Origin of the sequence: Shewanella aquimarina (genome assembly GCF_023349185.1) — a bacterium.
GTDB lineage: Bacteria > Pseudomonadota > Gammaproteobacteria > Enterobacterales > Shewanellaceae > Shewanella > Shewanella aquimarina.
Map to the genome: position 1 here is coordinate 119,197 of NZ_JAKIKY010000010.1, position 24,013 is coordinate 143,209.

General features: G+C 54.0%; 20 protein-coding genes. 13 read left to right on the forward strand and 7 right to left on the reverse strand.

Features of this window, described 5'->3' with window-relative positions:
- Positions 1-5 precede the first annotated feature (5 nt).
- From hemG to pepQ, 4 genes are all read right to left on the reverse strand, one after another.
- Positions 6-533, reverse strand: a complete 528-nt coding sequence (hemG, locus tag L2731_RS13525) for a menaquinone-dependent protoporphyrinogen IX dehydrogenase (protein ID WP_239853863.1) — start codon at positions 531-533, stop codon at positions 6-8.
- On the reverse strand, positions 533-1,990 hold the full coding sequence (locus tag L2731_RS13530) for a TrkH family potassium uptake protein (protein WP_239853862.1): 1,458 nt from the start codon (positions 1,988-1,990) through the stop codon (positions 533-535). The genes hemG and L2731_RS13530 overlap by 1 nt, the downstream gene beginning before the upstream one ends.
- A gap of 140 nt (positions 1,991-2,130) precedes the next feature.
- Positions 2,131-2,745 carry a YigZ family protein gene (locus tag L2731_RS13535; protein WP_249253637.1) on the reverse strand — a complete coding sequence of 205 codons (615 nt, stop codon included), beginning with the start codon at positions 2,743-2,745 and terminating at the stop codon, positions 2,131-2,133.
- Positions 2,746-2,759: 14 nt separating this feature from the next.
- Entirely contained in the window at positions 2,760-4,082 is a 1,323-nt protein-coding gene (pepQ, locus tag L2731_RS13540; protein WP_239853858.1) for a Xaa-Pro dipeptidase, read from the reverse strand.
- Positions 4,083-4,388: 306 nt separating this feature from the next.
- On the opposite strand from pepQ, the gene fadB reads away from it, so the two are divergent.
- The 8 genes from fadB (at position 4,389) to L2731_RS13580 (ending at position 14,252) form a co-directional block, all read left to right on the forward strand.
- Positions 4,389-6,539 (forward strand): fatty acid oxidation complex subunit alpha FadB, encoded by a 2,151-nt coding sequence (gene fadB / locus L2731_RS13545; protein WP_239853857.1) that lies wholly within the window; start codon positions 4,389-4,391, stop codon positions 6,537-6,539.
- Between the two features lie 21 nt (positions 6,540-6,560).
- Positions 6,561-7,724 (forward strand): acetyl-CoA C-acyltransferase FadA, encoded by a 1,164-nt coding sequence (gene fadA / locus L2731_RS13550; RefSeq protein WP_239853856.1) that lies wholly within the window; start codon positions 6,561-6,563, stop codon positions 7,722-7,724.
- A gap of 191 nt (positions 7,725-7,915) precedes the next feature.
- Positions 7,916-8,404: a GNAT family N-acetyltransferase gene (locus L2731_RS13555; RefSeq protein WP_239853855.1), complete on the forward strand. Its 489-nt coding sequence runs from the start codon at positions 7,916-7,918 to the stop codon at positions 8,402-8,404.
- On the forward strand, positions 8,388-8,852 hold the full coding sequence (gene ybaK / locus L2731_RS13560) for a Cys-tRNA(Pro) deacylase (protein ID WP_239853854.1): 465 nt from the start codon (positions 8,388-8,390) through the stop codon (positions 8,850-8,852). The genes L2731_RS13555 and ybaK overlap by 17 nt, the downstream gene beginning before the upstream one ends.
- 133 nt (positions 8,853-8,985) lie before the next feature.
- On the forward strand, positions 8,986-9,231 hold the full coding sequence (tusA, locus tag L2731_RS13565) for a sulfurtransferase TusA (RefSeq protein WP_041509619.1): 246 nt from the start codon (positions 8,986-8,988) through the stop codon (positions 9,229-9,231).
- A gap of 166 nt (positions 9,232-9,397) precedes the next feature.
- Positions 9,398-9,838, forward strand: a complete 441-nt coding sequence (locus tag L2731_RS13570; RefSeq protein WP_239853853.1) for an MOSC domain-containing protein — start codon at positions 9,398-9,400, stop codon at positions 9,836-9,838.
- Positions 9,839-10,181: 343 nt separating this feature from the next.
- Positions 10,182-13,367, forward strand: a complete 3,186-nt coding sequence (locus tag L2731_RS13575; RefSeq protein ID WP_249253703.1) for an amidohydrolase family protein — start codon at positions 10,182-10,184, stop codon at positions 13,365-13,367.
- 210 nt (positions 13,368-13,577) lie between these two features.
- On the forward strand, positions 13,578-14,252 hold the full coding sequence (locus L2731_RS13580; RefSeq protein ID WP_249253639.1) for a hypothetical protein: 675 nt from the start codon (positions 13,578-13,580) through the stop codon (positions 14,250-14,252).
- A 5-nt stretch (positions 14,253-14,257) separates the two neighbouring features.
- On the opposite strand, the gene L2731_RS13585 is transcribed toward L2731_RS13580, so the two are convergent.
- On the reverse strand, positions 14,258-14,827 hold the full coding sequence (locus L2731_RS13585) for a DNA-3-methyladenine glycosylase I (protein ID WP_249253641.1): 570 nt from the start codon (positions 14,825-14,827) through the stop codon (positions 14,258-14,260).
- Positions 14,828-14,936: 109 nt separating this feature from the next.
- Here L2731_RS13585 and glyQ point away from each other — a divergent pair, with 109 nt between their 5' ends.
- From glyQ to pxpA, 5 genes are all read left to right on the forward strand, one after another.
- Complete coding sequence (gene glyQ, locus L2731_RS13590) at positions 14,937-15,842, forward strand: glycine--tRNA ligase subunit alpha (RefSeq protein WP_011863820.1); 906 nt, start codon at positions 14,937-14,939, stop codon at positions 15,840-15,842.
- A gap of 12 nt (positions 15,843-15,854) precedes the next feature.
- Positions 15,855-17,924, forward strand: a complete 2,070-nt coding sequence (gene glyS / locus L2731_RS13595) for a glycine--tRNA ligase subunit beta (RefSeq protein WP_249253643.1) — start codon at positions 15,855-15,857, stop codon at positions 17,922-17,924.
- Positions 17,925-18,048: 124 nt separating this feature from the next.
- Complete coding sequence (pxpB, locus tag L2731_RS13600) at positions 18,049-18,711, forward strand: 5-oxoprolinase subunit PxpB (RefSeq protein WP_249253705.1); 663 nt, start codon at positions 18,049-18,051, stop codon at positions 18,709-18,711.
- A complete protein-coding gene (locus L2731_RS13605) occupies positions 18,708-19,640 on the forward strand; it encodes a 5-oxoprolinase subunit C family protein (RefSeq protein ID WP_249253645.1) in 933 nt (310 codons plus the stop codon). Before pxpB ends, L2731_RS13605 begins: the two co-directional genes overlap by 4 nt.
- Positions 19,630-20,358, forward strand: a complete 729-nt coding sequence (pxpA, locus tag L2731_RS13610; protein ID WP_239853843.1) for a 5-oxoprolinase subunit PxpA — start codon at positions 19,630-19,632, stop codon at positions 20,356-20,358. The genes L2731_RS13605 and pxpA overlap by 11 nt, the downstream gene beginning before the upstream one ends.
- 98 nt (positions 20,359-20,456) lie before the next feature.
- Here pxpA and gyrB read toward each other — a convergent pair whose 3' ends face one another.
- Positions 20,457-22,874, reverse strand: coding sequence for a DNA topoisomerase (ATP-hydrolyzing) subunit B (gene gyrB / locus L2731_RS13615; RefSeq protein ID WP_239853841.1), 2,418 nt, complete (start codon positions 22,872-22,874; stop codon positions 20,457-20,459).
- A gap of 16 nt (positions 22,875-22,890) precedes the next feature.
- Positions 22,891-23,973, reverse strand: coding sequence for a DNA replication/repair protein RecF (gene recF / locus L2731_RS13620; protein WP_249253647.1), 1,083 nt, complete (start codon positions 23,971-23,973; stop codon positions 22,891-22,893).
- Positions 23,974-24,013: the final 40 nt, after the last annotated feature.

The following is a 24,013-nucleotide window of genomic DNA, read 5'->3' on the forward strand; positions in this document are numbered from 1 at the left end:
AGCCTTTAACGTTCGCTAAAGGCTTTCGCAAACTCCTGCACCTTATCCCAATCGGTAAATTCAAACGTGCCCGAGGTATCTGTTGGGCCCTTGGTGATCCACATGATGAAACGGATCATGAACTTATCGAAGAATCGATACTTGGGATAATCTATCTTACCGGCAAACACCCCCAGCTGCTGCGGCTGCCACAGCGTCAGCTGCAGAAACTTCTTCATGTAGGGATTGGTTTCCGGCGTGTTCTTCTCCGGCTTTCTCGCCACCACGTTTACGGTAAAGAAGGCATTCTTCTTGCTGTTTAACACGGCTCTGTGACGATTCACATACTGGAACAGCTCGGGTCTGTGTTTACCGTAACGAATGCTCGCCCCTATGAGGACCTTGTCAAAATAGGACAGGTTGACCGACTGTGCCTCTTCCAGGCTAACCATGGTCACCAGCTGATAGTCCGATTTGCACTGCTCGGCAATCCGATCACAGATGGCTTTCGTCTGACCGTCTACGGTCGAATAGATAATTAGGGTACGACTCATTAATTCTTCCAAAATGTCGGTGTAAACAACACCAATAAGGTAAACACTTCCAATCGGCCGAATAGCATGGCCACCACCAACACCCACTTCTCGCCATCGCCTATGCTGGCATAGTTACTGGCGACCTCACCCAGCCCAGGCCCCAGGTTATTCAGACAGGCCGCGGTGGCGCTGAAGGCGGTGATATTATCCATGCCCAGCGCCATCAGGATCAACATGCAAACCACAAAAACGAGGGCGTAAGCAGAGAAGAAACCCCACACCGCATCTATGATGCGATCCGGTAGCGCCTTGCCATTAATGCGGATGGAGAACATGCCCCTTGGATGTACCAGGCGTTTGAGCTCTCGGGAGCCCTGCAGCAACAGCAAGATCATCCGCATCACCTTGATACCACCCGCGGTCGAGCCACCACAGCCACCGATAAAGCTGGAGAAGATCAGCAGCATGGGCAAAAACAGCGGCCACATGTGGAAGCTTTCGGTGCCAAAACCGGCCGTGGTAGAGATAGACACCGCCTGGAACAGGGCGAAGTCGAAGGTCTCCTCGGCGCTGTCATAGATGCCGGTATGGTAGAGGGTCGCGAAACAGATCAGCGTCAGCGCCAGCTGGATCACGATAAGCGCCTTAAACTCGGCGTCTCTCAGGTAAACCTTGAGGTTGATGCCACGGCGGGTAAAGGCCGCAAAGTGCAGGCTGAAGTTCAGCGCCGCGATCAACAGGAAGACCACACACACCATGTTAATCGCGGTGCTGTCGAAATAGCCCATGCTGGCATCATGGGTCGAGAAGCCGCCGATGGCGATGGTCGAGAAGGAGTGACAGATGGCATCAAACACATCCATGCCGGCGATCCAATAGGCGATGGCACAGGCAATGGTGAGCGCCAGATAGATATACCAGAGCGCCTTGGCGGTCTCCGCGATTCGCGGTGTCATCTTACTGTCTTTCACCGGCCCGGGGATCTCCGCCCGGTAGAGCTGCATGCCCCCGATCCCCAGCACGGGCAAGATGGCCACCGCCAACACGATGATCCCCATGCCCCCCAGCCATTGCAACAGGTGGCGGTAGAAGAGGATCGCCTTCGGCAGGCTATCCAGCCCCACCAGCACGGTCGCCCCCGTGGTGGTGAGCGCCGAGAAAGACTCGAAGAAACTGTCGGTGAGCGAGAGATCGGGCTGACTAGAGAAGATAAAAGGCACGGCACCTATGGAGCCCAGCACGCCCCAGAAGAGCACCACCAGCATGAAGCCTTCACGGGTACGCAGATCCTTCTTGTGGCGTCGGTTGGGATACCAGAGCACGAAGCCGAGCAACAGACTGAGAAAGAAGGCCTGCAGAAAGGCGGTGCCTCCGCCATCTTTGTAGATCACGGCAACTAGCGCTGGCGGCAGAAGCGACAAAGAAAACAGCCCCATGAGCAGGCCTGTAATTCTTATTATGGTTCTATATTGCATTAGGGCGTTTTTATTATTCCGTTTGCGAAGACGCACTGGCGCATTCTCGCATAGTTTATCCCGGCAGTTGTATAAAATTTATTGGCACTTTGTGACCCGAGGCAAAAAGCCCTTTGCGAACATGTTAGTCCGCTCCCGAATTAGTCGGAAAACTCCGCCTTAAGGCGTCCCTGGCTTAACGTCGCCAACTCCTGATTGAAACGATTCTGGGTCGCCCTGGGCATCTCGAAACTCAGGCTCACCCTGTCGGTAAATATCTTGTCGCAGATCTGGCCGTCGCAAAGCTCGAGAAAGTGCTCCACATCTTTGAGCTGATGATAGTCACACGCCAGCCTTCCAGGATATCGGATCTGTTTAACCTCTGTCTCCAGCTGTGCCAGCCCCTGTTTAACGCCTGAGCTGTAGGCGCGCACTAAGCCGCCGACCCCAAGCTTGGTGCCGCCAAAATAGCGCACCACAACCGCGCCTACCTCGCCTATCCCGGCACCTTGCAGGCTCGCCAACATAGGGCGACCGGCGCTGCCAGAGGGCTCACCATCATCGCTACTGCCTATGGCCACATTATTGCCCGGCGCACCGGCGATAAAGGCATAGCAATAGTGATTCGCTCCCGGATACTCCAGCTTAATGTTAGTAAGTGCACACTTCAGAGATTCTTCAGACGGGCAGTGAAAGAGAAAAGAGATAAAGCGGCTATGCTTTATCTCTTCTTCTATGATGATCGGCTGAGCCGGAATGGGATAACTCTCGCTCAAAAACGCCTTACCTGTTAACCATGCAGACCCAGATCACGGGTCATATTCTCGTTACGATCGCTATGGACAATCACGTTGTCTTCGATACGAATGCCACCGAAAGGACGCACCTGATCCACCATAGCCCAGTTAATCGACTCGGCGCGGCCATCCTGCTTAAACTCGTTGAGCAGGGTATCTATGATGTACAGGCCCGGCTCTATGGTCAGCACTTGGTTGGCCGCCAATGTACGGGTGCAACGTAGAAACGGATGCGCATCAGGCGGCGCAATATGCGTGCCGCGCTCATCGTGGAGGAAGCCCCCCATATCATGCACCTGTAAGCCCAACATATGCCCCAGGCCGTGAGGGAAGAAGGCGCTGGTGATCCCCTGCTCTATCAGTCCCTGCACATCGCCTTGCACCAGCTTGAAGTTCAGCAGCAGCTGCGCCAGCTTCTCGTGGGTCGCCAGATGCAGATCCACATATTTCATGCCGGGACGCATCATGTCGATGATATCCAACTGTAGCTTGTCCATGGCGGCGATTAGGTCGCCGAACAGGTTCTTCTCAAAGGCATAGGTACGGGTGATATCCGACGCATAACCATGGAAACTGCCGCCGGCATCGATAAGGAAAGAGAGTCGCTGCTTGGGCGACACATGCTCAAGCGCCGTGTAGTGCAGTATGGCCGCATTTTGGTTCAGCGCTATGATGTTGCCATAGGGCACATCGTTCTCACCCATATCGGTCGCGGCCAGATAGGCCTGCTGGATCTCAAACTCGCTGGCCCCCGCATAGAAGGCGCTCTTGGCCGCCACATGACCACGCACACCTATCTCACTCGCCTTGCGCATGCAGGCCAGCTCATATTCTGTCTTGCTGGCTCTGTGATAATGCAGGTAGCTCATTACCGCTTCTGGATTGCGACTGCCAAAGCTGAGTACATCGGCGACATCCAGGTGCTCACCAATATAGGCCCACTCTTGCAGGTTAACCGGCAGAAGATCCGCCACCTTGTCGGCCTTGGTCAGCACTTTAATCTCTATCTCGGTCGTCCAGAAATCATCGGGCAGGTCCGCGACCTTATGCCAGAAATCCACCGGACGATAGAAGATGAGCTGCGGCTTGTCCCGACCATTCACTATCAGCCAGCAGTGGGGATTATCGATAACCGGAAGCCAGGCCTTGAAATGGGGATTAACCTTAAAAGGGTAATCCAGATCATCGAGAAACTGACGATGAGGCTGACCCGAATGAATCACTAAGCCGGCCAACTGCTCTCTTGCGGTGATCTCGGCGACACGCCGGTTGAGTTCGGCAATATGGGCGGGATAAAGGGTGGCTAAGTTTTCCATAATAGGCTTCCTGTTATTCTTTTTCGGCCCCTTCTTTCACCCCTCCCTTTAGCTGAAAAGGTGTAATGAAAAGGCGCTATTTTTAGTACAGCGACTATGATCTAGTGAGTCTAACATAAGGGCAAAAATCCCCCTAATCGAACAAAATTAAACAAGTGTTTAAATTGGGTGTTGAAATTTATCTGATTTAGACGCACACTGAGCAGCAACTGGTCAAATGATGGCCTGCTGTAAGATAGAGATTTTTACCTACGCAATAAGATTCTAATAGTGGGTGGCGCTCTTTAAGCAATAAGGAAGCAAGCAATGATCTACCAAAGTCCTACGATTCAAGTGGAATTACTTGAAGACAATATCGCTCGGCTCTGTTTTAACGCCGAGGGCTCAGTCAATAAGTTTGATCGAGAGACCCTCAATTCTCTTAACGACGCACTCGATGCCCTGACACAAACCCAAGGGGTCAAGGGTCTGATGCTCACCTCGGGCAAAGATGCCTTTATCGTAGGCGCCGACATCACAGAATTCCTGGGACTTTTTGCACAAGAAGATAGCGTGCTACAGGGCTGGTTAGAAGACGCCAACAAGGTGTTCAACAAGCTCGAAGATCTGCCGTTCCCCACCCTGTCGGCCATCAAGGGTTTCGCCCTGGGGGGCGGTTGTGAAACCATCTTAGCCACGGATCTGCGTATCGCCGACACCACGGCGCGCATCGGCCTTCCGGAGACCAAGCTAGGCATCATTCCAGGCTTCGGCGGTACCGTTCGTCTGCCTCGCGTGATTGGTGCAGACAACGCGCTGGAGTGGATCACCACAGGTAAAGATCAACGCCCGGAGGCCGCCCTCAAAGTTGGCGCCATCGACGCGATTGTCGCCCCCGAAATGCTAGAAACGGCAGCGCGCCAGATGCTACAAGATGCCATCGCCGAGAAGATAGATTGGCAGGCCCGTCGTCAGCGTAAGTTGTCGCCACTCACCCTGCCTAAGCTGGAAGCCATGATGTCTTTCGCCACTGCCAAGGGCATGGTATTCAAGGTTGCCGGTAAACACTATCCTGCACCTATGGCCGCCGTCGAGGTGATCGAACAGGCCGCCAAGAGTGAACGTGCTGAGGCACTGCAGGTAGAACATCAGGCCTTCGTCAAGCTGGCCAAGACAGACGTGGCCAAGGCGCTTATCGGCATCTTCCTCAACGATCAGTTGGTGAAAGGCAAGGCCAAGAAGGCATCCAAACAGGCAAGTTCGGTTGACTCGGCCGCCGTGCTGGGTGCGGGTATCATGGGTGGCGGTATCGCTTACCAGAGTGCCAGCAAGGGCACGCCTATCGTGATGAAAGATATCAATCAGGCGGCACTGGATCTTGGTCTAAATGAGGCGGCTAAGCTGCTCACCGCACAGATCAATCGCGGCCGCTCGACACCGGCCAAGATGGCGGGTGTACTCAACAACATCCACGCCACCCTGGACTATGACGCGCTCAAGCAAGCCGACGTGGTGGTGGAAGCCGTTGTCGAACATCCTAAGGTCAAGTCGACGGTACTGGCCGAGGTAGAACAAGTCGTTGCCGACGATGCCATCATCACCTCTAACACCTCGACCATCTCCATCAACCTACTGGCCAAGAGCCTACAGAAGCCAGAGCGTTTCTGTGGCATGCACTTCTTTAACCCGGTACACAAGATGCCGCTGGTTGAGGTTATCCGCGGCGAAAACAGCTCTGAAGAGACCATCGCCTCCGTCGTGGCTTACGCCGCCAAGATGGGCAAGACGCCTATCGTGGTCAACGACTGCCCTGGCTTCTTCGTTAACCGCGTACTCTTCCCCTACTTCGCCGGCTTCAGCGGCCTGCTAGAAGATGGCGCCGACTTTGCGGCCATCGATAAGGTGATGGAGAAGCAGTTTGGCTGGCCTATGGGCCCCGCATATCTGCTCGACGTAGTCGGTCTGGACACGGGTCATCACGCCCAGGCGGTAATGGCCGAAGGTTTCCCAGACAGAATGGCGAAACAAGGCAAAGACGCCATAGATGTCATGTTCGAGGCCGAGCGTTTCGGTCAGAAGAACGGCAAAGGCTTCTATCAATATTCGGTGGATCGCCGCGGTAAGCCTAAGAAAGAGGTCGACCCGCTCAGCTATGAACTCCTAGGTAACGCATTCGGCGAGCAGAAGGAATTCAGCAGCGACGAGATCATCGCCCGCACCATGATCCCTATGATCATCGAGACGGTACGTTGTCTGGAAGAAGGCATCATCGCCACGCCGGCCGAAGCCGATATGGGACTCGTTTATGGACTCGGTTTCCCTCCATTCAGAGGAGGTGTGTTCCGCTACCTGGACACCTTAGGTGTCGCTAACTTCGTCGCCCTTGCCGACCAGTACGCCCACCTGGGTGGCCTGTATCAGGTAACCGACAAGATGCGTGAACTGGCTGCCATCAACGGCAGTTACTACCCAGCCTAATCACCCGGAAGGAATAGAATAATGAAACAAGCAGTTATTGTAGATTGCATCCGTACTCCCATGGGCCGCTCTAAGGCTGGGGTATTCAGAAACGTGCGTGCCGAGTCGCTCTCTGGCGAGCTGATGAAGGCGCTGTTGGTACGCAATCCTCAACTCGATCCTAATACTATTGAAGACGTTATCTGGGGTTGTGTACAACAGACGCTGGAACAGGGCTTCAACATCGCACGTAACGCGGCGCTGCTAGCCGGCATTCCGAAACAAGCTGGTGCCGTCACGGTAAACCGTCTGTGTGGGTCTTCCATGGAAGCCATTCATCAGGCGGCTCGCGCCATCATGACAGGCATGGGCGATACCTTTATCGTCGGCGGTGTCGAACACATGGGCCACGTGCCGATGAACCATGGTGTCGACTTTCACCCCGGCCTGGCCACCAACGTCGCCAAGGCCTCGGGCATGATGGGCCTCACCGCCGAGATGCTGGGCAAGATGCACGGCATCACGCGCCAACAGCAAGACGAGTTTGCGGTACGCTCACACCAACGTGCCCACGCGGCAACGGTCGAAGGCCGCTTTGCCAACGAGATCCACGCCATCGAAGGTCACGATGCCAATGGCGCACTGATCAAGGTAATGCATGACGAGGTGATTCGTCCAGAGACCTCACTGGAATCATTGGCGACACTGCGTCCGGTATTCGACCCTGCTAACGGCACTGTCACCGCAGGCACCTCGTCGGCACTGTCAGACGGCGCCTCGGCCATGTTGGTGATGGAAGAAGAGAAAGCCAAGGCATTAGGTCTGCCGATTCGCGCTCGCATCCGCTCTATGGCGGTAGCCGGCTGTGACGCGGCCATCATGGGCTATGGTCCTGTACCGGCCACTCAGAAAGCCTTGCAGCGTGCAGGCCTTACCATGAATGACATAGACCTTATCGAACTCAACGAGGCCTTTGCCGCGCAGTCGCTGCCTTGTGTGAAGGATCTGGGCTTGATGGATCTGGTCGATGAGAAGGTTAACCTCAACGGTGGCGCCATCGCCCTGGGTCACCCGCTGGGCTGCTCGGGTGCTCGTATCTCGACTACGCTAATCAACCTGATGGAAAGCAAAGATGCGACCTTAGGTCTGGCGACCATGTGCATCGGCCTGGGCCAAGGCATAGCAACCGTATTCGAGCGCGCATAACCCGCCACCCGAATATTAGCCTGATAAAAGGAGCGACCGAGTCGCTCCTTTTTTGTTTCACGTGAAACACCAAGACCACACTTCCCTCTGCAAGCCTTTTACGCTTCAAGCGATTCAAATAGTTTCTGTCTTTAACTTCGCCACCACTGCTGTAATATCATCATCAGGCGCATGAATTAAGATGGAGGCATATGGACATTATTCGGTTAATCGACAAGCCCGAGGCCATAGGACAAGTGGCTACCTGGTATCACGAGGAGTGGGGACACTTAGGTGTCAATCGCACTCAGGCTGAGTTGACTCATACGCTAAGCCAATATCTGCAACTCTCGGGGATCCCGCAACTCTGGCTCGCCTTAGTCGACGGCCTTCCCGTCGGCGCAATTCAACTCAGATATCAGGAACACCCCGAGTATCCAGTCGATAGCGTGTGGCTAGGTGGCATCTATGTAATACCCGCTAATAGAGGACAAGGCATTGCAAAGAGACTGATAGCCACCGCAGAGCATTACGCATTAGCCTCTGGCGCCGACAGCCTCTATCTGCAAACGGAAGCTAAAAACCTCGCCCTCTATCACAGCCTCAACTGGCGGGTTATCGCTACACTTCCCTACTCAGACCTTTTGGTCAAGGTTATGCGTAAATCGCCAATAAGAGAGAATCATGACACCCGCGACTAAGATGCTCGATAAGGCCAAGATCACCTATCGTCTCCATGAATATCAACACGACGCCAATGCAGGCGCCTATGGCCTGGAGGCCGCCGAGAAGCTCAATCTTGCTACCGAGTTAGTCTTCAAGACTTTAGTGGCTGAACTGGACAGTGGCAATCTTGTGGTCGCCATCATCCCAGTAGATAAGAAGTTAAACCTTAAGCAACTGGCCAAGGCGGCAAAGGCTAAGAAGGCGGCCATGGCAGCACCGGATAAGGTTCAACGTAGTACAGGCTATGTGCTGGGCGGGGTTAGTCCAATAGGACAGAAGAAACGTCTTGCCACCTTTATCGACGTAAGTGCCGAGCACTTGCCCGAGATCTATGTCAGTGGCGGGCGCCGTGGCCTGGATATCGAGCTCACTCCAACAGATCTTCAAGGGGTGACTCAGGCTCGTTTCGTCGCCTTGGTATGATCAGGCCTGTTTCACGTGAAACGTCCTTAAAAGGATCACAAATCCAGGGGGCATGACTTGGCTTAACCGCCCGGCTAGCGTAATATTAGCCCCCTCTATTTCATCCGGTCTCACTTCAATTAAGGTTTACGATATGAGCGACCCTTTTGCACAAGCCCAACACCAACTCGATGCCCTAGGGCTACGTTGTCCCGAGCCTGTGATGATGGTGCGAAAGTCGGTACGTAAGATGAGTGACGGAGAGACGCTGCTGATCATTGCCGACGACCCAGCGACCACACGTGATATTCCCAGCTTCTGCGAATTTATGGATCACACCTTAATCGCCAGCCAGACAGAGTCTACTCCTTATCAGTACCTGATCAAGAAAGGGCTCTAAGCCAGCACTTTCCCTAGCATTCAAGGCTGTAATGCATTCGGCGCAGCCTTATCTGCCAACCTTTTCCCTCGCCACCTAAACTCGCTCGGCACTGTGCCGATTCCCCTTGCCAGCGGTTCGAGTCACGGTTTACACTGAGATTCGGCATTCAAAAGGATTGATAGAAATGGCAAGTTTACAAGGCATTAGCTACAAGGTAGTCAAAGGTGGATCCATGCTGGAAACCTCGGCGGCACTCGTCACCACCAGCACTGGGGTCGCACAAGATGTATTTGGAAAGCCAGGTAAACGTCAGGTCACCCTACTGTCGGCGCAGCAATGGCAAGATGCCTGTCAGACACTCGATACCGAACTCCCCTGGACAACACGTAGAGCCAACTTACTCATAGACGGCATCAGCTTCAGCAAGCAAGACCTAGGCAAGATCATTCGAATCGGCTCGCTCGAACTGGAGATCACCGGCGAAACCGATCCCTGCAAGAAGATGGAAATGGCTTATGCAGGACTCGAGGCAGCCCTGCGTCCCGACTGGCGCGGCGGAGTCACCTGCAGGGTGCTTAACGATGCCGAGATCAGTATCGGCGATAGCGTAGAGCTAGCCGAATAGCTCGGATTAAACGCCCCCCTCTGGCAGCCACCCAGGCTGCCAAGCTATCTACCCTCCCAGGTTAACTTAAGCTTCTACATAGATTGCGACTTAGGCTTCGACTCAGGCCAAAACGCCCCTGTCGTATCAACATTCACTATGCCTCTCGAGCCCGCCAAACTTAAACCGGATTTAAGCCCAACTTAAGCCACCCAGGCTATGCTCACCATTCACCAAATGTCACAGAAATTAGGTTTTACTGTTATTGAATTTATGCGATAACTAGGGCTGATTGTATACAACACTCTCTATGTAGCCACTCTAAGGCGCCCAACCAAGGATAATAATGAAACTGGGAACTCCTATGCTAAAACAAAAATTAACGCCCCTCTGCGCGGCGATCGCCCTCAGCCTTTCCCTGCCCAGCTGGGCGGCAGACAAAGATGCCGACTCAGCCTGGCAGGTGAATGCTCCGACCAAGGCCCCACTGGAACAGGTTAAGATAGACGTTACCGAAGGCACTTGGATGAACGTCAGTGTCAGCCCAGACGGCAAACATATAGTGTTCGACCTGCTGGGTGACATCTATCAGATGCCTATCGAAGGCGGCGAAGCCAAGCCACTGGCTCAAGGCATCGCCTGGCAGATGCAACCCGTCTATAGTCCCGACGGTAAGCACATCGCCTTCACCTCGGATGAAGATGGCGGCGACAATATTTGGGTGATGAATGCCGATGGCACAGATCCTCGCCCAGTCACCAAGGAAACCTTTCGCCTGCTCAACAGCCCAGCATGGAGCCCGGATTCTCAATACCTCATCGGCCGTAAACACTTTACCGGTAGTCGCAGCCTGGGGGCCGGCGAAGTCTGGCTCTATCATGTTGCCGGCGGTACAGGGGTTAAGTTAACCGAACGCCCGAACGAACAGAAAGACCTGGGCGAGCCAGCTTACTCACCGGATGGTCGCTATGTCTATTTCAGTCAGGATGCCACCCCGGGTAAGACCTTCCATTACTCCAAGGATTCGGTCAAAGGCATCTACAAGATCAAGCGCTATGACACCCAGACCGGCGACATAGAGGTACTGATCGAAGGTACCGGCGGCGCGATTCGCCCAACCCCTAGCCCAGACGGCACTAAACTCGCCTACATCAAGCGCGATGGTTTCCAATCGACGCTTTATTTGTTGGATCTTAAGTCGGGCAAACAGACCAAGCTTTATGACAAGCTCGACCGCGACATGCAGGAAACCTGGGCCATCCACGGCGTCTATCCAAGCATGAGCTGGACGGCAGATAATGAAGAACTGGTCTTCTGGGCTGGTGGTAAGATCAACCGCCTCGACGTTGAGAGCAAGTCGGTGAAAGAGATCCCCTTCAAGGTGAAAACGGAGCTCGCGGTGCAACCCTCGGTGCGCTTCAAGCAGAATATCGATCAAGACAGCTTCGACGTGAAGATGCTGCGCATGGCACAAGTATCACCGGACGGTGATAAGGTGGTTTACGAGGCACTGGGTAAGCTGTGGATCAAGCGTCTTCCTGAAGGCAAGGTCAGCCGCCTGACTAATTTAGACGATGAGGTAAGAGAGCTCTACCCTCAGTGGTCTCGTGACGGAAAGAAGATAGTCTTCACCACCTGGGACGATGACAAGCAAGGCAGCGTCCGCATCATCAATGCTCGCGGCGGTCGCAGCAAGACACTGACCCAAGAGCCAGGCAAGTATGTTGAACCCACCTTCTCTCCCGATGGCGATCTGGTGGTTTACCGTAAGATTAAGGGCGGTTATATCACGCCGCGCACCTGGTCACAGGAACCCGGCCTCTATGTTGTCGACATCAAGAGCAAAGAGAGCCGCAAGATCACACCCGATGGCTTTCAACCCCAGTTTGGTGCCGACAGTGATCGCGTCTTCTTCATGGATCATGGAGAGACACCTCAGCTAGCCTCGATCAACCTACATGGTTTCCAGAAGCGAGTGCACTACACCAGCAAGCATGCCACCGAATTCAGGGTCTCTCCAGACGGCGAGCAGCTAGCCTTTGCCGAGCGTTTCAAGGTATGGGTCACCCCATTTGCCAAGCATGGCGAGACCATAGAGATAGGTCCTAAGGCCGATAACCTACCTGTCACTCAGCTCAGCGTTCGCGCCGGTGAAAGCATCAGTTGGAACGGCGACAGCTCGCAACTCTACTGGACACTTGGCCCGGAGTTGTACCAGATGGATGTCGACGCCGACTATCAGGCCGACGAGAAAGCACCGGCTATCGAACCGAAGATCACTCAGATTGGCTTCGAGAAGAAGGCTGATGTTCCACGTGGAACCATAGCCTTCGTCGGCGGTCGAGTGATCACCATGGAAGAGGACAAGGTGATCGAAAACGGCGTGGTGATCGTCGAGAATAACAAGATCATCGCCGTCGGCGACGCCAACACTCAGGTGCCTAATGGCGCCCAGGTTATCGACATCAAGGGTAAGAGCATCATGCCCGGCCTGTTCGATGCCCACGCCCATGGCGCTCAAGGAGAGAATGAGATCATTCCTCAGCAGAACTGGGAGCTGTATGCCAACCTGGCACTGGGTGTGACCAGCATTCACGACCCCTCTAACGACACGACTGAGATCTTCGCCGCCTCCGAGCAGCAGAAGGCGGGTAATATCGTCGGGCCGAGAATCTTCTCAACGGGCACCATTCTCTATGGGGCGAACTTACCCGGCTATACCTCTCACATCGACTCGGTAGACGACGCCAAGTTCCATCTGGAGCGCCTCAAGAAGGTTGGCGCCTTCAGCGTGAAGAGCTATAACCAGCCAAGGCGCAATCAGCGTCAGCAGGTGATAGCGGCCGCGAGAGAACTTGAGATGATGGTGGTACCAGAAGGCGGCAGCCTGCTGCAGCATAACCTCACCATGATCGCCGACGGCCATACCACGGTAGAGCATTCTCTGCCGGCGGCCGCCATCTACAGCGATATCAAACAGTTCTGGAGCCAGACAGAGGTTCACTATACGCCAACCCTAGTGGTGGCCTATGGTGGTATCTCGGGTGAAAACTATTGGTACGATAAGACTGATGTCTGGTCTCACCCTCGCCTGTCTAAGTATGTGCCGAGCGATCTGCTAGAGGCGCGCTCCATGCGTCGCCCTACCGCACCGGACGGACACTATAACCACTTCAATGTCGCCAGAGTCGCAAACGAACTCAACGACCTTGGCGTGAAGCCAAACATAGGTGCCCATGGCCAGCGAGAAGGTTTAGCCGCACACTGGGAGATGTGGATGTTTGCCCAAGGCGGTATGGATAACATGGAGGTGTTAAAGACGGCCACCATCAATCCGGCGGAAACCTTCGGCATGGATCATCAACTCGGTTCGATCAAGACGGGCAAGCTGGCCGACCTGATCGTTATCGATGGCAATCCGCTAGAAGATATCCGAGTAACAGACAAGGTGAGTTACACCATGGTCAACGGTAAGCTATTCGATGCCGAGTCGATGAATCAACTCAATGGTGACAAAAGCAAACGTAAGCCGTTTTTCTTCGAAATTTAAACGTTTTCAATTTTAAAATCTGGCAGAGATAAGCCACAAATTTTAATTTCAGAAAAATTTAAAAACAGATCAAAATGACCTAAAAAGCAAAAAGGGTGTTTCACGTGGAACACCCTTTTTTATATCTTGCACTTACACTCGCCAGCAAATTAGCCTAAGCTAATCGACCAAAGCTCAATCTGGAAGAGCACAACCAAAAGGATGCTGGAAATGAAATCCCTAAAACTCCCCCTACTCATATTATTATCCGCCTCGGCCATCGCCTATTTGATGCTAGAGGCAGATCATGCTCAGCCAAGAGGTGAGCCAAAGATCCCCATCGTCCAGACTGACCAAGACAGGAGTGCTCAACGTCAGTCTCCGACCCAGCCCCAAACAAGCAGCAAGGTAGAAACAGTAAGCCTTATGAGTGACACCGACAGCGGCAATAAGATCGATACAGATACACCCGAATCGAATGAGGTAGAGGACGACAAACAGACCTCGGCCAAGCTGCTGGTGGCGCAAATCATTGACGCGCAGGGGGTTGTTGATGGTGAGCAGATAAAAAAGCTATTTGATAAAGACCTGGAAGCCTATGTCGATCTCATCGAGTCCCTCGACAACTATGATGCCACCAGCCAACAGCGCCAGACGGCTCTGGCGGACAGACTCACCCGTTTGCCGGAGACCATATACAGTGAAAAATATGCCTGCGGAGACAGAATCTGCGTCCTAAGCCTTACAACAGACACTATCAGCCAACAAAGCATTGATAAATTGAGTGAATTTGATAAAAACTACGCATTTATCAAGCAGACCCAACTCGACACGGGTGAGACACAGTTTCAGGCCATCTACCTACAGACAGATGACCCTTCCACCATGCGCTTTAAAGGTTACTAGGCACCTTAGTTAGATTTATCTTGGTAACAGAAACAGTCGGCGGTGTGGTCGTTGACCATGCCTACCGCCTGCATGAAGGCATAGCAGATAGTCGGGCCGACAAAATTAAACCCCAGCTTTTTCAATGCCTTTGACATGGCTTCCGACTCGGGGGTCTGTGCCGGCAGCTGATCCAGCCGTTGAAAATGATTCAGCTTGGGCTGGCCGTCGACGAAACTCCAGAGAAACTCGGAGAAATCGTTACCCTGCTCCACGAAGGCGATGTATCCCTTGGCATTCTTGATAATGGAATTGACCTTAAGCCGATTACGAATAATGCCGGGATTTTGTAGTAATTCCTCTACCTTTTGCTCATCAAACTTAGCAATAACGTAAGGGTCAAAATCCGCAAAGGCAGCCTCATAATTTTGCTGCTTCTTGAGTATGGTGATCCAGGAGAGTCCTGCCTGCTGCCCGTCCAGACAGAGCTTGGCAAACAGTTCCTTAGCGTCATACACGGGACGCCCCCAAACCTCGTCATGATACGCCTGATATAGCGGATCTTCGCCGACCCAGCCACAACGCTTAACATCCATGGTGTTTTTTCCTATTTTTCCGCCGTTAAGGTAAAAAATAACCTACATAAGCCTTTTTCAACAAGGTATAATCGAAACCATTTTCTATCACAAGCCGACAGTAGTAGACATGACGACGAAACATGACGTAAAAACATTCCAGGGTTTCATCTTAACCCTGCAGGAATACTGGGCGCAGCAAGGTTGCGCCATCGTTCAACCGCTGGACATGGAAGTAGGCGCGGGCACTTTCCACCCTATGACCTTCTTGCGTTCTCTTGGCCCAGAGCCGATGAGTAGCGCCTATGTTCAGCCTTGTCGTCGTCCTACCGATGGTCGTTACGGTGAAAACCCTAACCGTCTGCAGCACTACTACCAATTCCAGGTGGTACTTAAGCCGTCACCAAGCAATATTCAGGAACTCTACCTGGGTTCTCTCGAAGCCTTAGGCGTCGACATGAATATCCATGACGTTCGCTTCGTGGAAGACAACTGGGAGTCACCTACTCTGGGCGCCTGGGGTCTGGGCTGGGAAGTCTGGCTCAACGGCATGGAAGTGTCTCAGTTTACCTACTTCCAGCAGGTTGGTGGCCTGGAGTGTAGCCCTGTAACCGGTGAGATCACCTATGGTCTAGAGCGTCTGGCCATGTATATCCAGGAAGTCGACAGCGTCTATGATCTGGTATGGACCGACGGCCCTATGGGTAAGATCATGTATGGCGACGTGTTCCATCAAAACGAGGTTGAGCAATCGACCTACAACTTCGAACACGCCAACGTTGAAGTACTGTTCAAGCAGTTTGACGACTGCGAGAAAGCCTGTAACGAGCTGCTAGCACTCGAGACGCCACTGCCCTTGCCTGCCTATGAGCAGGTGATGAAAGCCTCCCACGCCTTCAACCTACTCGATGCCCGTCATGCTATTTCGGTCACCGAGCGTCAGCGCTATATCCTGCGTGTGCGCACCATGGCCAAGTCAGTGGCTGAGTCCTATTACCAAGCCCGCGAAGCACTCGGCTTCCCAATGTGTAAGTAGAGGTATATTAAAATGAAATTTGAAAACTTACTCATTGAAGTAGGCACAGAAGAGTTACCGCCAAAATCACTGCGCACCCTAGCCGAATCTTTCCTGGCTAACTTCGAAGAAGAGCTGCAGAAGGCCGAACTTAGCTATGAATCTGCTACCTGGTACGCGGCGCCGCGTCGTCTGGCTCTTAAGGTCAACGCCCTGGTTACGGCCCAGGCCGACAAGGTGGTTGAAAAGCGTGGCCCTGCCATCGCCCAGGCTTTCGACGCCGAGGGTAACCCAACGAAAGCCGCCATGGGCTGGGCCCGTGGTAACGGCATCACGGTCGACCAGGCCGAACGCCTCACCACAGATAAGGGCGAGTGGTTGCTACACAAGGCCAAGGTTGTCGGTGTAGAGACTAAGTCACTGGTTGCCGAGATGGCTCAGCGCGCCCTGGACAAGCTGCCTATTCCTAAGCCTATGCGTTGGGGCAGCAACAAGACACAATTTATCCGTCCGGTACACACAGTGACCATGCTGATGGGCAATGAGCTGATCCCGGGTGAGCTACTGGGTATCGAATCGGCGCGCACCATCCGTGGCCATCGCTTCATGGGTGTCGACACTCTGGAACTGGATCATGCAGACAACTATCTCACCGCGCTGGAAACCCAGGGCAAGGTGATGGCCGACTATCAGGCGCGTATGGCCGTGATCAAGGCCGATGCTCAGGCCGCTGCCGATACCATTGATGGCACCGCCGAGATAGATGAAGATCTACTGGAAGAGGTAACCTCTTTGGTCGAATGGCCAGTCGTGCTTACCGCAAACTTCGAAGAGAAGTTCCTCGATGTGCCGGCAGAAGCCCTGGTCTACACCATGAAAGGCGATCAGAAGTACTTCCCGGTATTCGACAAGTCAGGCACCCTGCTACCGCACTTCATCTTCGTGGCCAACATCGAATCTAAGGATCCGGCGCAGATCATCGCGGGCAACGAAAAAGTGGTTCGCCCACGTCTTGCCGACGCTGAATTCTTCTTCAATACCGACAAGAAGCATAGCCTGGAATCTCGTCTCGCCAGCCTGGAAACCGTAGTATTCCAGCAGCAGCTTGGTACCATCAAAGACAGAGTCGAGCGCATCTCTGCCCTCGCCGCCTTCATCGCCCAAGGCATTGGCGCCGACAGCGAGCAGGCAGGCCGTGCGGGTCTACTCTCTAAGTCAGATCTCATGACCAACATGGTGATGGAGTTTACCGATCTGCAAGGCACCATGGGCATGCACTACGCTCGCCTGGACGGTGAAACCGAGGCGGTAGCCCTAGCCCTGGAAGAACAGTACAAGCCTAAGTTCTCTGGCGACACAGTGCCGACTCAAGCTATCTCAATCTCGGTCGCACTGGCTGAGAAACTCGATACCTTAGTGGGTATCTTCGGTATAGGTCAGGCGCCAAAAGGCGCAGCGGATCCTTTCGCCCTGCGCCGCGCGGCAATCGGTATCCTGCGTATCTGTGTCGAAAACAACTTACCGCTGGATCTGGTTGACCTGATTGCCAAAGCTCAGGCACTCCATGGTGCCAACCTGAGCAATGCCGACACCGCCGAGCAGGTGCTCGAATTCCTCATGGGTCGCTTCCGCGCCTGGTACCAAGATCAAGGCATCAGCGTCGATGTGATCCTGGCGGTATTGGCACGTCGCCCAACTTCACCTGCCGATTTTGACAGTCGCATCAAGGCCGTTACCCACTTCAGAAGCCTGGAACAGGCCTCTGCACTGGCTGCAGCCAACAAGCGTGTGTCTAACATCCTGGCCAAGGTCGAGGGTGAGATCGCCAGCGAAGTTAACGCGACTCTGCTACAAGAGAGCGCCGAACAGGCACTGGCCAGCAAGCTCAACGAGCTGCAGCCACAGCTGGAGCCACTGTTTGCCAACGCCGACTACCAACAGGCACTGGCTTTGTTAGCCAGCCTGCGTGAGAGCGTAGACACCTTCTTCGAAGACGTGATGGTGATGGCCGACGACGAAGCCCTCAAGCAGAACCGTCTGGCGCTGCTGGCTAAGCTCAGAGCCCAATTCCTGCACGCGGCAGATATCTCGCTGCTGCAGTAAGTCGCTGCTCGTTAAACAAAAAACGCATCCCTAGGGGTGCGTTTTTTTATGTCCGGACATGGGATTAATGGCTATTGCGCCTCAAGCTGGGTAGACTCAGATGATTAGTGTCAGTCACAGGTTAATGCCCACTTTGCAGACAAGTATCTACCCCTTGGGCGAACGCGCCCTGGTTCTCGATCCCGCCCCCCAAGCCGCACTCTCTTGGGCGCTGCAATCCAAGCTCTGCTGGATTGCCGAACAATTGCGCCATTTACCGAGCGTCGAAGAGGCAATTCCTGGCATGAACAACCTGACGGTAGTCGTCAGGGAGAGCAGACACTTAAAAGCCCTGCAGGCGAAACTCGACGCCCTTTGGCACAGCGCGCCAACTGAGGAGCTCGACAGCCGCACCATAGAGATCCCTGTAAGCTACGGCGGTGAGGCGGGGCCGGATCTGCATACTGTCGCCAAATACCATAGCCTGAGCCCGGAAGAGCTGATCAAGCTTCACAGCCAGGCCTGTTACCGGGTGTTTTTCGTCGGCTTTCAGCCTGGGTTTGCCTACCTCGACGGCCTACCCGAGACGCTACACACACCCAGGCTGGCAACCCCAAGACTAGAGGTTCCCGCAGGCTCTGTGGGGATAGGCGGCGAGCAGACGGGGATCTACCCCCTGGCCAGCCCTGGTGGCTGGCAGATCATAGGTCAAACAAAGGAAGTGCTGTTCGACCCCAAGAGAGAGCATCCCAACCTGCTCAAGCCTGGTGACAGAGTAAGATTTACGGCCGTGGAGATCTGCCTATGATACGGCTAGATAGCGTAAACGGCCTAGCCAGCATTCAAGATCTCGGCAGGCAGGGACAGGGGCATCTCGGCGTGCCGAGCGGTGGCGCCATGGACAGGTACTCGCTCATCCTCGCCAACCGCCTGCTGGGCAACGAGGACAATACCCCCGCCATCGAACTCGCCAGCGGCAGCTATGAATTGACCTTCGAGGCCCCAAGCTGGGTCGCCCTTTGCGGCGCCACCTTTGAGGCCAAGATAGATGATCGTCCCCTGTGGCATGGCTGGCGAGGACGGATTAATCCAGGGGAACGCCTGACGCTGAGGGGACCGAGACAAGGCGTGTGGGGTTACCTGGCCATCTTAGGCGGCGTGGTAGTGCCCGAGGTACTTGGCGGCAGCGGCACCTTCCTGGCCGGACAGTTCGGTGGCCATAGAGGAGGCCGGCTGGCATCCGGTGACAGCCTCAGTATAAAGCTAGAAGCCAAGGCTAGTTTCAGCCGCCCCGTCGGCGCAGTGCACAGGGCCAACGACGGTATCTTGCGGGCCCTGCCCGGCCCGGAGATGAGTCTGTTTAGCGACCAGGATCGTAAGGCCTTCTGGCACTATGCCTGGACCGTCTCGCCCCAAAACGATCGCATGGGCGCCAGGCTAACCGGCGAATCACTCGACTCGGCCAAACAGCTGAGTCTGCGCTCCCACGCCGTGCTGCCGGGTGTTGTCCAGGTGCCACCCGGCGGTCAACCTATCGTCTTGCAGGCCGATGCGCAGACCAGCGGTGGCTACCCAAGAATTGCGGTGGTTATCGAGGCCGACAGATGGAAACTGGCCCAGGCCAGAACGCCTCAGGCGATCCGCTTTCAGCATGTGAGCCCCAACCAGGTGGAAGATGCTAACCTTGAATGGCAACACTATTTCTACCGCCTAGCGAGGGCTATGGATGGAAGTTAAGCCACTAAAAATCGACCTCAACGCCGACCTCGGCGAGGGGGGTACTCAAGATGAGGCGCTGTTAGCCCTAGTCACCTCGGCCAATGTCGCCTGCGGCGGTCACGCCGGCGATCACCAGAGCATGCTGGCGACCGTTAAACGTGCCAAGGCACATCATGTGAAGGTTGGCGCTCACCCCAGCTACCCCGACAGGGCCAACTTCGGACGACTGTCTCTCGACATGGATGCCGAACAGCTTTTTGACTCACTAATACAACAGATTAACGCCTTAGGAGCCGTATGCAACGAGCTGGGCGTCAAACTCCACCACGTGAAGCCTCACGGTGCCCTTTACAACGACGCGGCCCAGGATCCAGTCCTGGGCGGTATTCTCATTCGAGCCATCGAGGCGATTAATCCTAATTTGAAGCTGATGATACTGGCAGGCAGCCCCTTGGTGGGTCAGGCGAGGCGCGCAGGCCTTGAGGTGATAGAAGAGGCCTTCGCCGATCGCGGCTACCTGGCCGATGGAACACTGGCCTCCCGCGCACAGCCTGGGGCCCTCATCAAAGACACACAAGGGGTACTTGCCCAGGTCGAATCTATTGTAAAGCAGCAACGAGTGAAGACATTAAGCGGTGAAGTCGTTAGCTGCCGAGCCACCAGCCTCTGCCTTCACGGCGACAATCCAGAGGCACTAGAGTTTGCCAGGGCGATTAGGGCAAGCCTGGAACGATAACCAAAAGCCTGTGGTAAGCGTGAAGCACTGAGATAGCTTTGCGTCGTACACATACAAAAAAGCCCCGGAAGACCGGGGCTTTTCACATTCGCAACCTGTTATACGTCCAGGTTGGCCACGTTGAGGGCGTTAGACTCGATGAAGTCACGACGCGGCTCAACCTGATCACCCATCAAGCAGGTAAACAGTTGATCGGCGGCGATGGCATCTTCGATGGTCACCTTCAGCATGCGACGCGACTCAGGGTCCATGGTGGTTTCCCACAGCTGCTCAGGGTTCATCTCACCCAATCCCTTGTAGCGCTGGATGTAGAGGCCACGCTTAGAGTCGTTCATCAGCCAATCTAAGGCTTCAACGAACGAAGAAACTTCTTTCACTCGCTCGCCACGCTTCACATAACCACCCTCTTCGATCAGACCTTCCAGTGCTTCGGCCAGTGCCGTCATGCGCTGGTAATCGCTCGACTGCAGGAAGTCGTAAGAGAACAGGTAGTGGGTATCGATACCATGCTTACGTACCGTCACCTTAGGCAGATAGACCTGACGCTCAGGGTCGAGGAAAGGCTCGGCGCTAAAGATAAAGCCACCGGATTCCGCCTCGGTCAGGGCCGCCACATAGTTGTCACACCACTGCTTCACCTTAGCTTCGTCGGCCAGGGTATCGCTGGTCAAGCCAGGCTGATACAGCATGCGCTCGGTCAACATGATAGGGAAACGTTGCTCTAGGCGATCGAAAATCGCTTCCACTTCGCGGTATTGATAAACCAACTTCTCGAGTGGCGCGCCAGACATGGCCGGTGCGTCTTGAGACGGATGGATCTCACCGCCGTCCAGGGCCAGGTTGGTCAGGTATTCGGTCAGTGCCGGATCATCTTTCAGGTACTGCTCCTGCTTACCCTTCTTCACCTTGTACAGTGGTGGCTGAGCAATAAACACATAGCCACGCTCAATAAGCTCAGGCATTTGACGGAAGAAGAAGGTCAACAGCAAGGTACGAATGTGCGAGCCGTCGACGTCAGCATCGGTCATGATGACGATGTTGTGATAACGCGTCTTATCAGGGTCATATTCGTCACGGCCAATACCACAACCTAACGCAGTGATCAGGGTTGCCACTTCCTGTGAAGAGAGCATCTTGTCGAAACGGGCCTTCTCCACGTTAAGGATCTTACCCTTAAGCGGCAGAATCGCCTGGTTCTTACGGTTACGACCCTGCTTGGCACTACCACCCGCAGAGTCACCCTCCACTATGTAAATTTCAGAAAGCGCAGGGTCTTTCTCTTGGCAATCCGCTAGTTTACCTGGCAGACCACCTAAATCTAATGCGCCCTTACGACGGGTCATCTCACGGGCCTTACGCGCCGCTTCACGGGCGCGGGCCGCATCGATGATCTTGCCGACAATCAGCTTAGCCTCGTTCGGGTTCTCCAGCAGGTAGTCACCCAACTTCTCACCCATGGTCTGCTCAACAGCCGACTTCACTTCGCTCGATACCAGCTTGTCTTTGGTCTGAGAGCTGAACTTAGGATCCGGTACCTTCACCGAGATAACGGCGGTCAGACCTTCACGAGCATCATCACCTGTGGCAGAGGTCTTGCCTTTCTTATTAAAGCCTTCCTTGTCCATGTAACTGTTGAGGTTACGGGTCAGGGCACTACGGAAACCGGCAAGGTGAGTACCACCATCACGCTGAGGAATGTTGTTGGTGAAACAGAAGATGTTTTCCTGGAAGCCATCGTTCCACTGCATCGCTACTTCAACTGTGATGCCGTCTTCGCGCTCCTGCACGAAGTGGAAGATCTCTTTGTTGACCGGGGTCTTGTTCAGGTTGAGGTAATCGACGAAGGCACTGATACCGCCCTCATACTTGAAGAACTCATCCTTGTTGTCGCGCTCGTCGATCAGGCGAATACCTACGCCCGAGTTTAGGAATGACAGCTCGCGAACACGCTTAGCCAGGATATCGAAGTGGAATTGTGTGTCCGAGAAAGTCTCGGCGCTTGGCCAAAAACGGATCTCTGTACCTGTGTTGGTAGCCTCGCCTATCTCGGCGATAGGAGCATCGGGCTCACCCATGGTGTAGAACTGTTCATACAGCTTGCCGTCACGGCGAATGGTCAGCTTAAGCTTCTCAGACAGGGCGTTAACCACGGAAACACCCACGCCGTGCAGACCACCAGATACTTTATAAGAGTTATCGTCGAACTTACCGCCGGCGTGCAGTACCGTCATAATAACCTGAGCCGCCGAAACCCCCTCTTCAGGGTGGATAGCAACCGGAATACCACGTCCGTCATCCTTTACCGATACCGAACCGTCGGCATGGATAGTAATGATCACGTCATTACAGTGGCCCGCTAACGCCTCATCGATAGAGTTATCGACCACTTCGAACACCATGTGATGCAGACCCGTACCGTCGTCGGTGTCACCAATATACATCCCAGGTCTCTTCCGTACCGCATCAAGGCCTTTTAGTACCTTAATACTCGAAGAATCGTAACTATTCTCTGACATATTATTCTCTCGTCGGTTATTCAATTACCGTTACACGCCCTTGTTCCACATGGAACACCTTAACGGGTGGCGTGTTTAACGAATCCATTATTGCCGCAGGCTCGATGGCGGTGACAAAGACTTGTGCGCCCGTATCGCTTAGCTGCTGCAGCAAGAGTTGCCTGTGCCTAGCATCCAATTCCGATGGCAGATCATCCACCAGATAAATACTGTTTTTATCTATTTGTTGTTTGAGCAACTTTCCCTGTGCAATACGCAGTGCGCATACGAGCAACTTCAATTGCCCTCGGGATAGGGCATCCTGTACCGGCAAAGTCCCGACCCTTAATCTGAGGTCGGCCTTATGAGGACCACTGGCCGTGTGTCCCGCCGCTACATCTCTGGGATATTGTGCCTGCAACAGAGTCTGATAATCAGTTTTACTATCCCAGCCTCGGGTAAAGGAAACCTTAACATCAACCTGAGGTAAAAACTCTTCGATTATACCCTTAAGTCGTTCATTTAACGAGCCTACATATCGCTTTCGTATCTCAGTCACGATTTCGGCATAGCGCACCAATTCCTTATCCCAAAACTGAATTTGTTGATAAGGGGTTTCGCTTTTAAGCATCTGATTTCTATGCTTTAAAATTCGTCTTACATTAGCCCAAGCGGTGTAGAAGCCTTTGTCGGTATGAAAGGCTCCCCAGTCGATAAACTGACGACGGGATTTTGGCCCCTCAAAAAGCAGCGAAAAACTCTCGGGAGTGATCACCTGAATGGGCAAAGTTTCGGCTAAGGTGGACAGACGTTTCACCTTATCGCCGTTCATCTTGACTTCGGTTTCCCCTGAGCGATAACGCCTCAGCCCTATCTTGGTCTCCTGCTCGCCCTGTTCCAGATGGGCAAATAGGGTGAGCTTGTCCTGATCGTTCTGAATCACCCGCTGGGACAGGTGACTGCGAAAGGAGCGCCCCATCCCCAGAAAGAAGATCGCCTCGAGAATACTCGTCTTACCGCTGCCGTTCTGGCCATAGATTAGATTCAGGCCGTCACCGAGCTGCAACTGGGCACTGGCGATATTACGAAAGGAATCGATATGAAGGCGAGATAAACTCATCTAATACTCATGACAATGGCGCAGGGGCCATCTAAGAAGA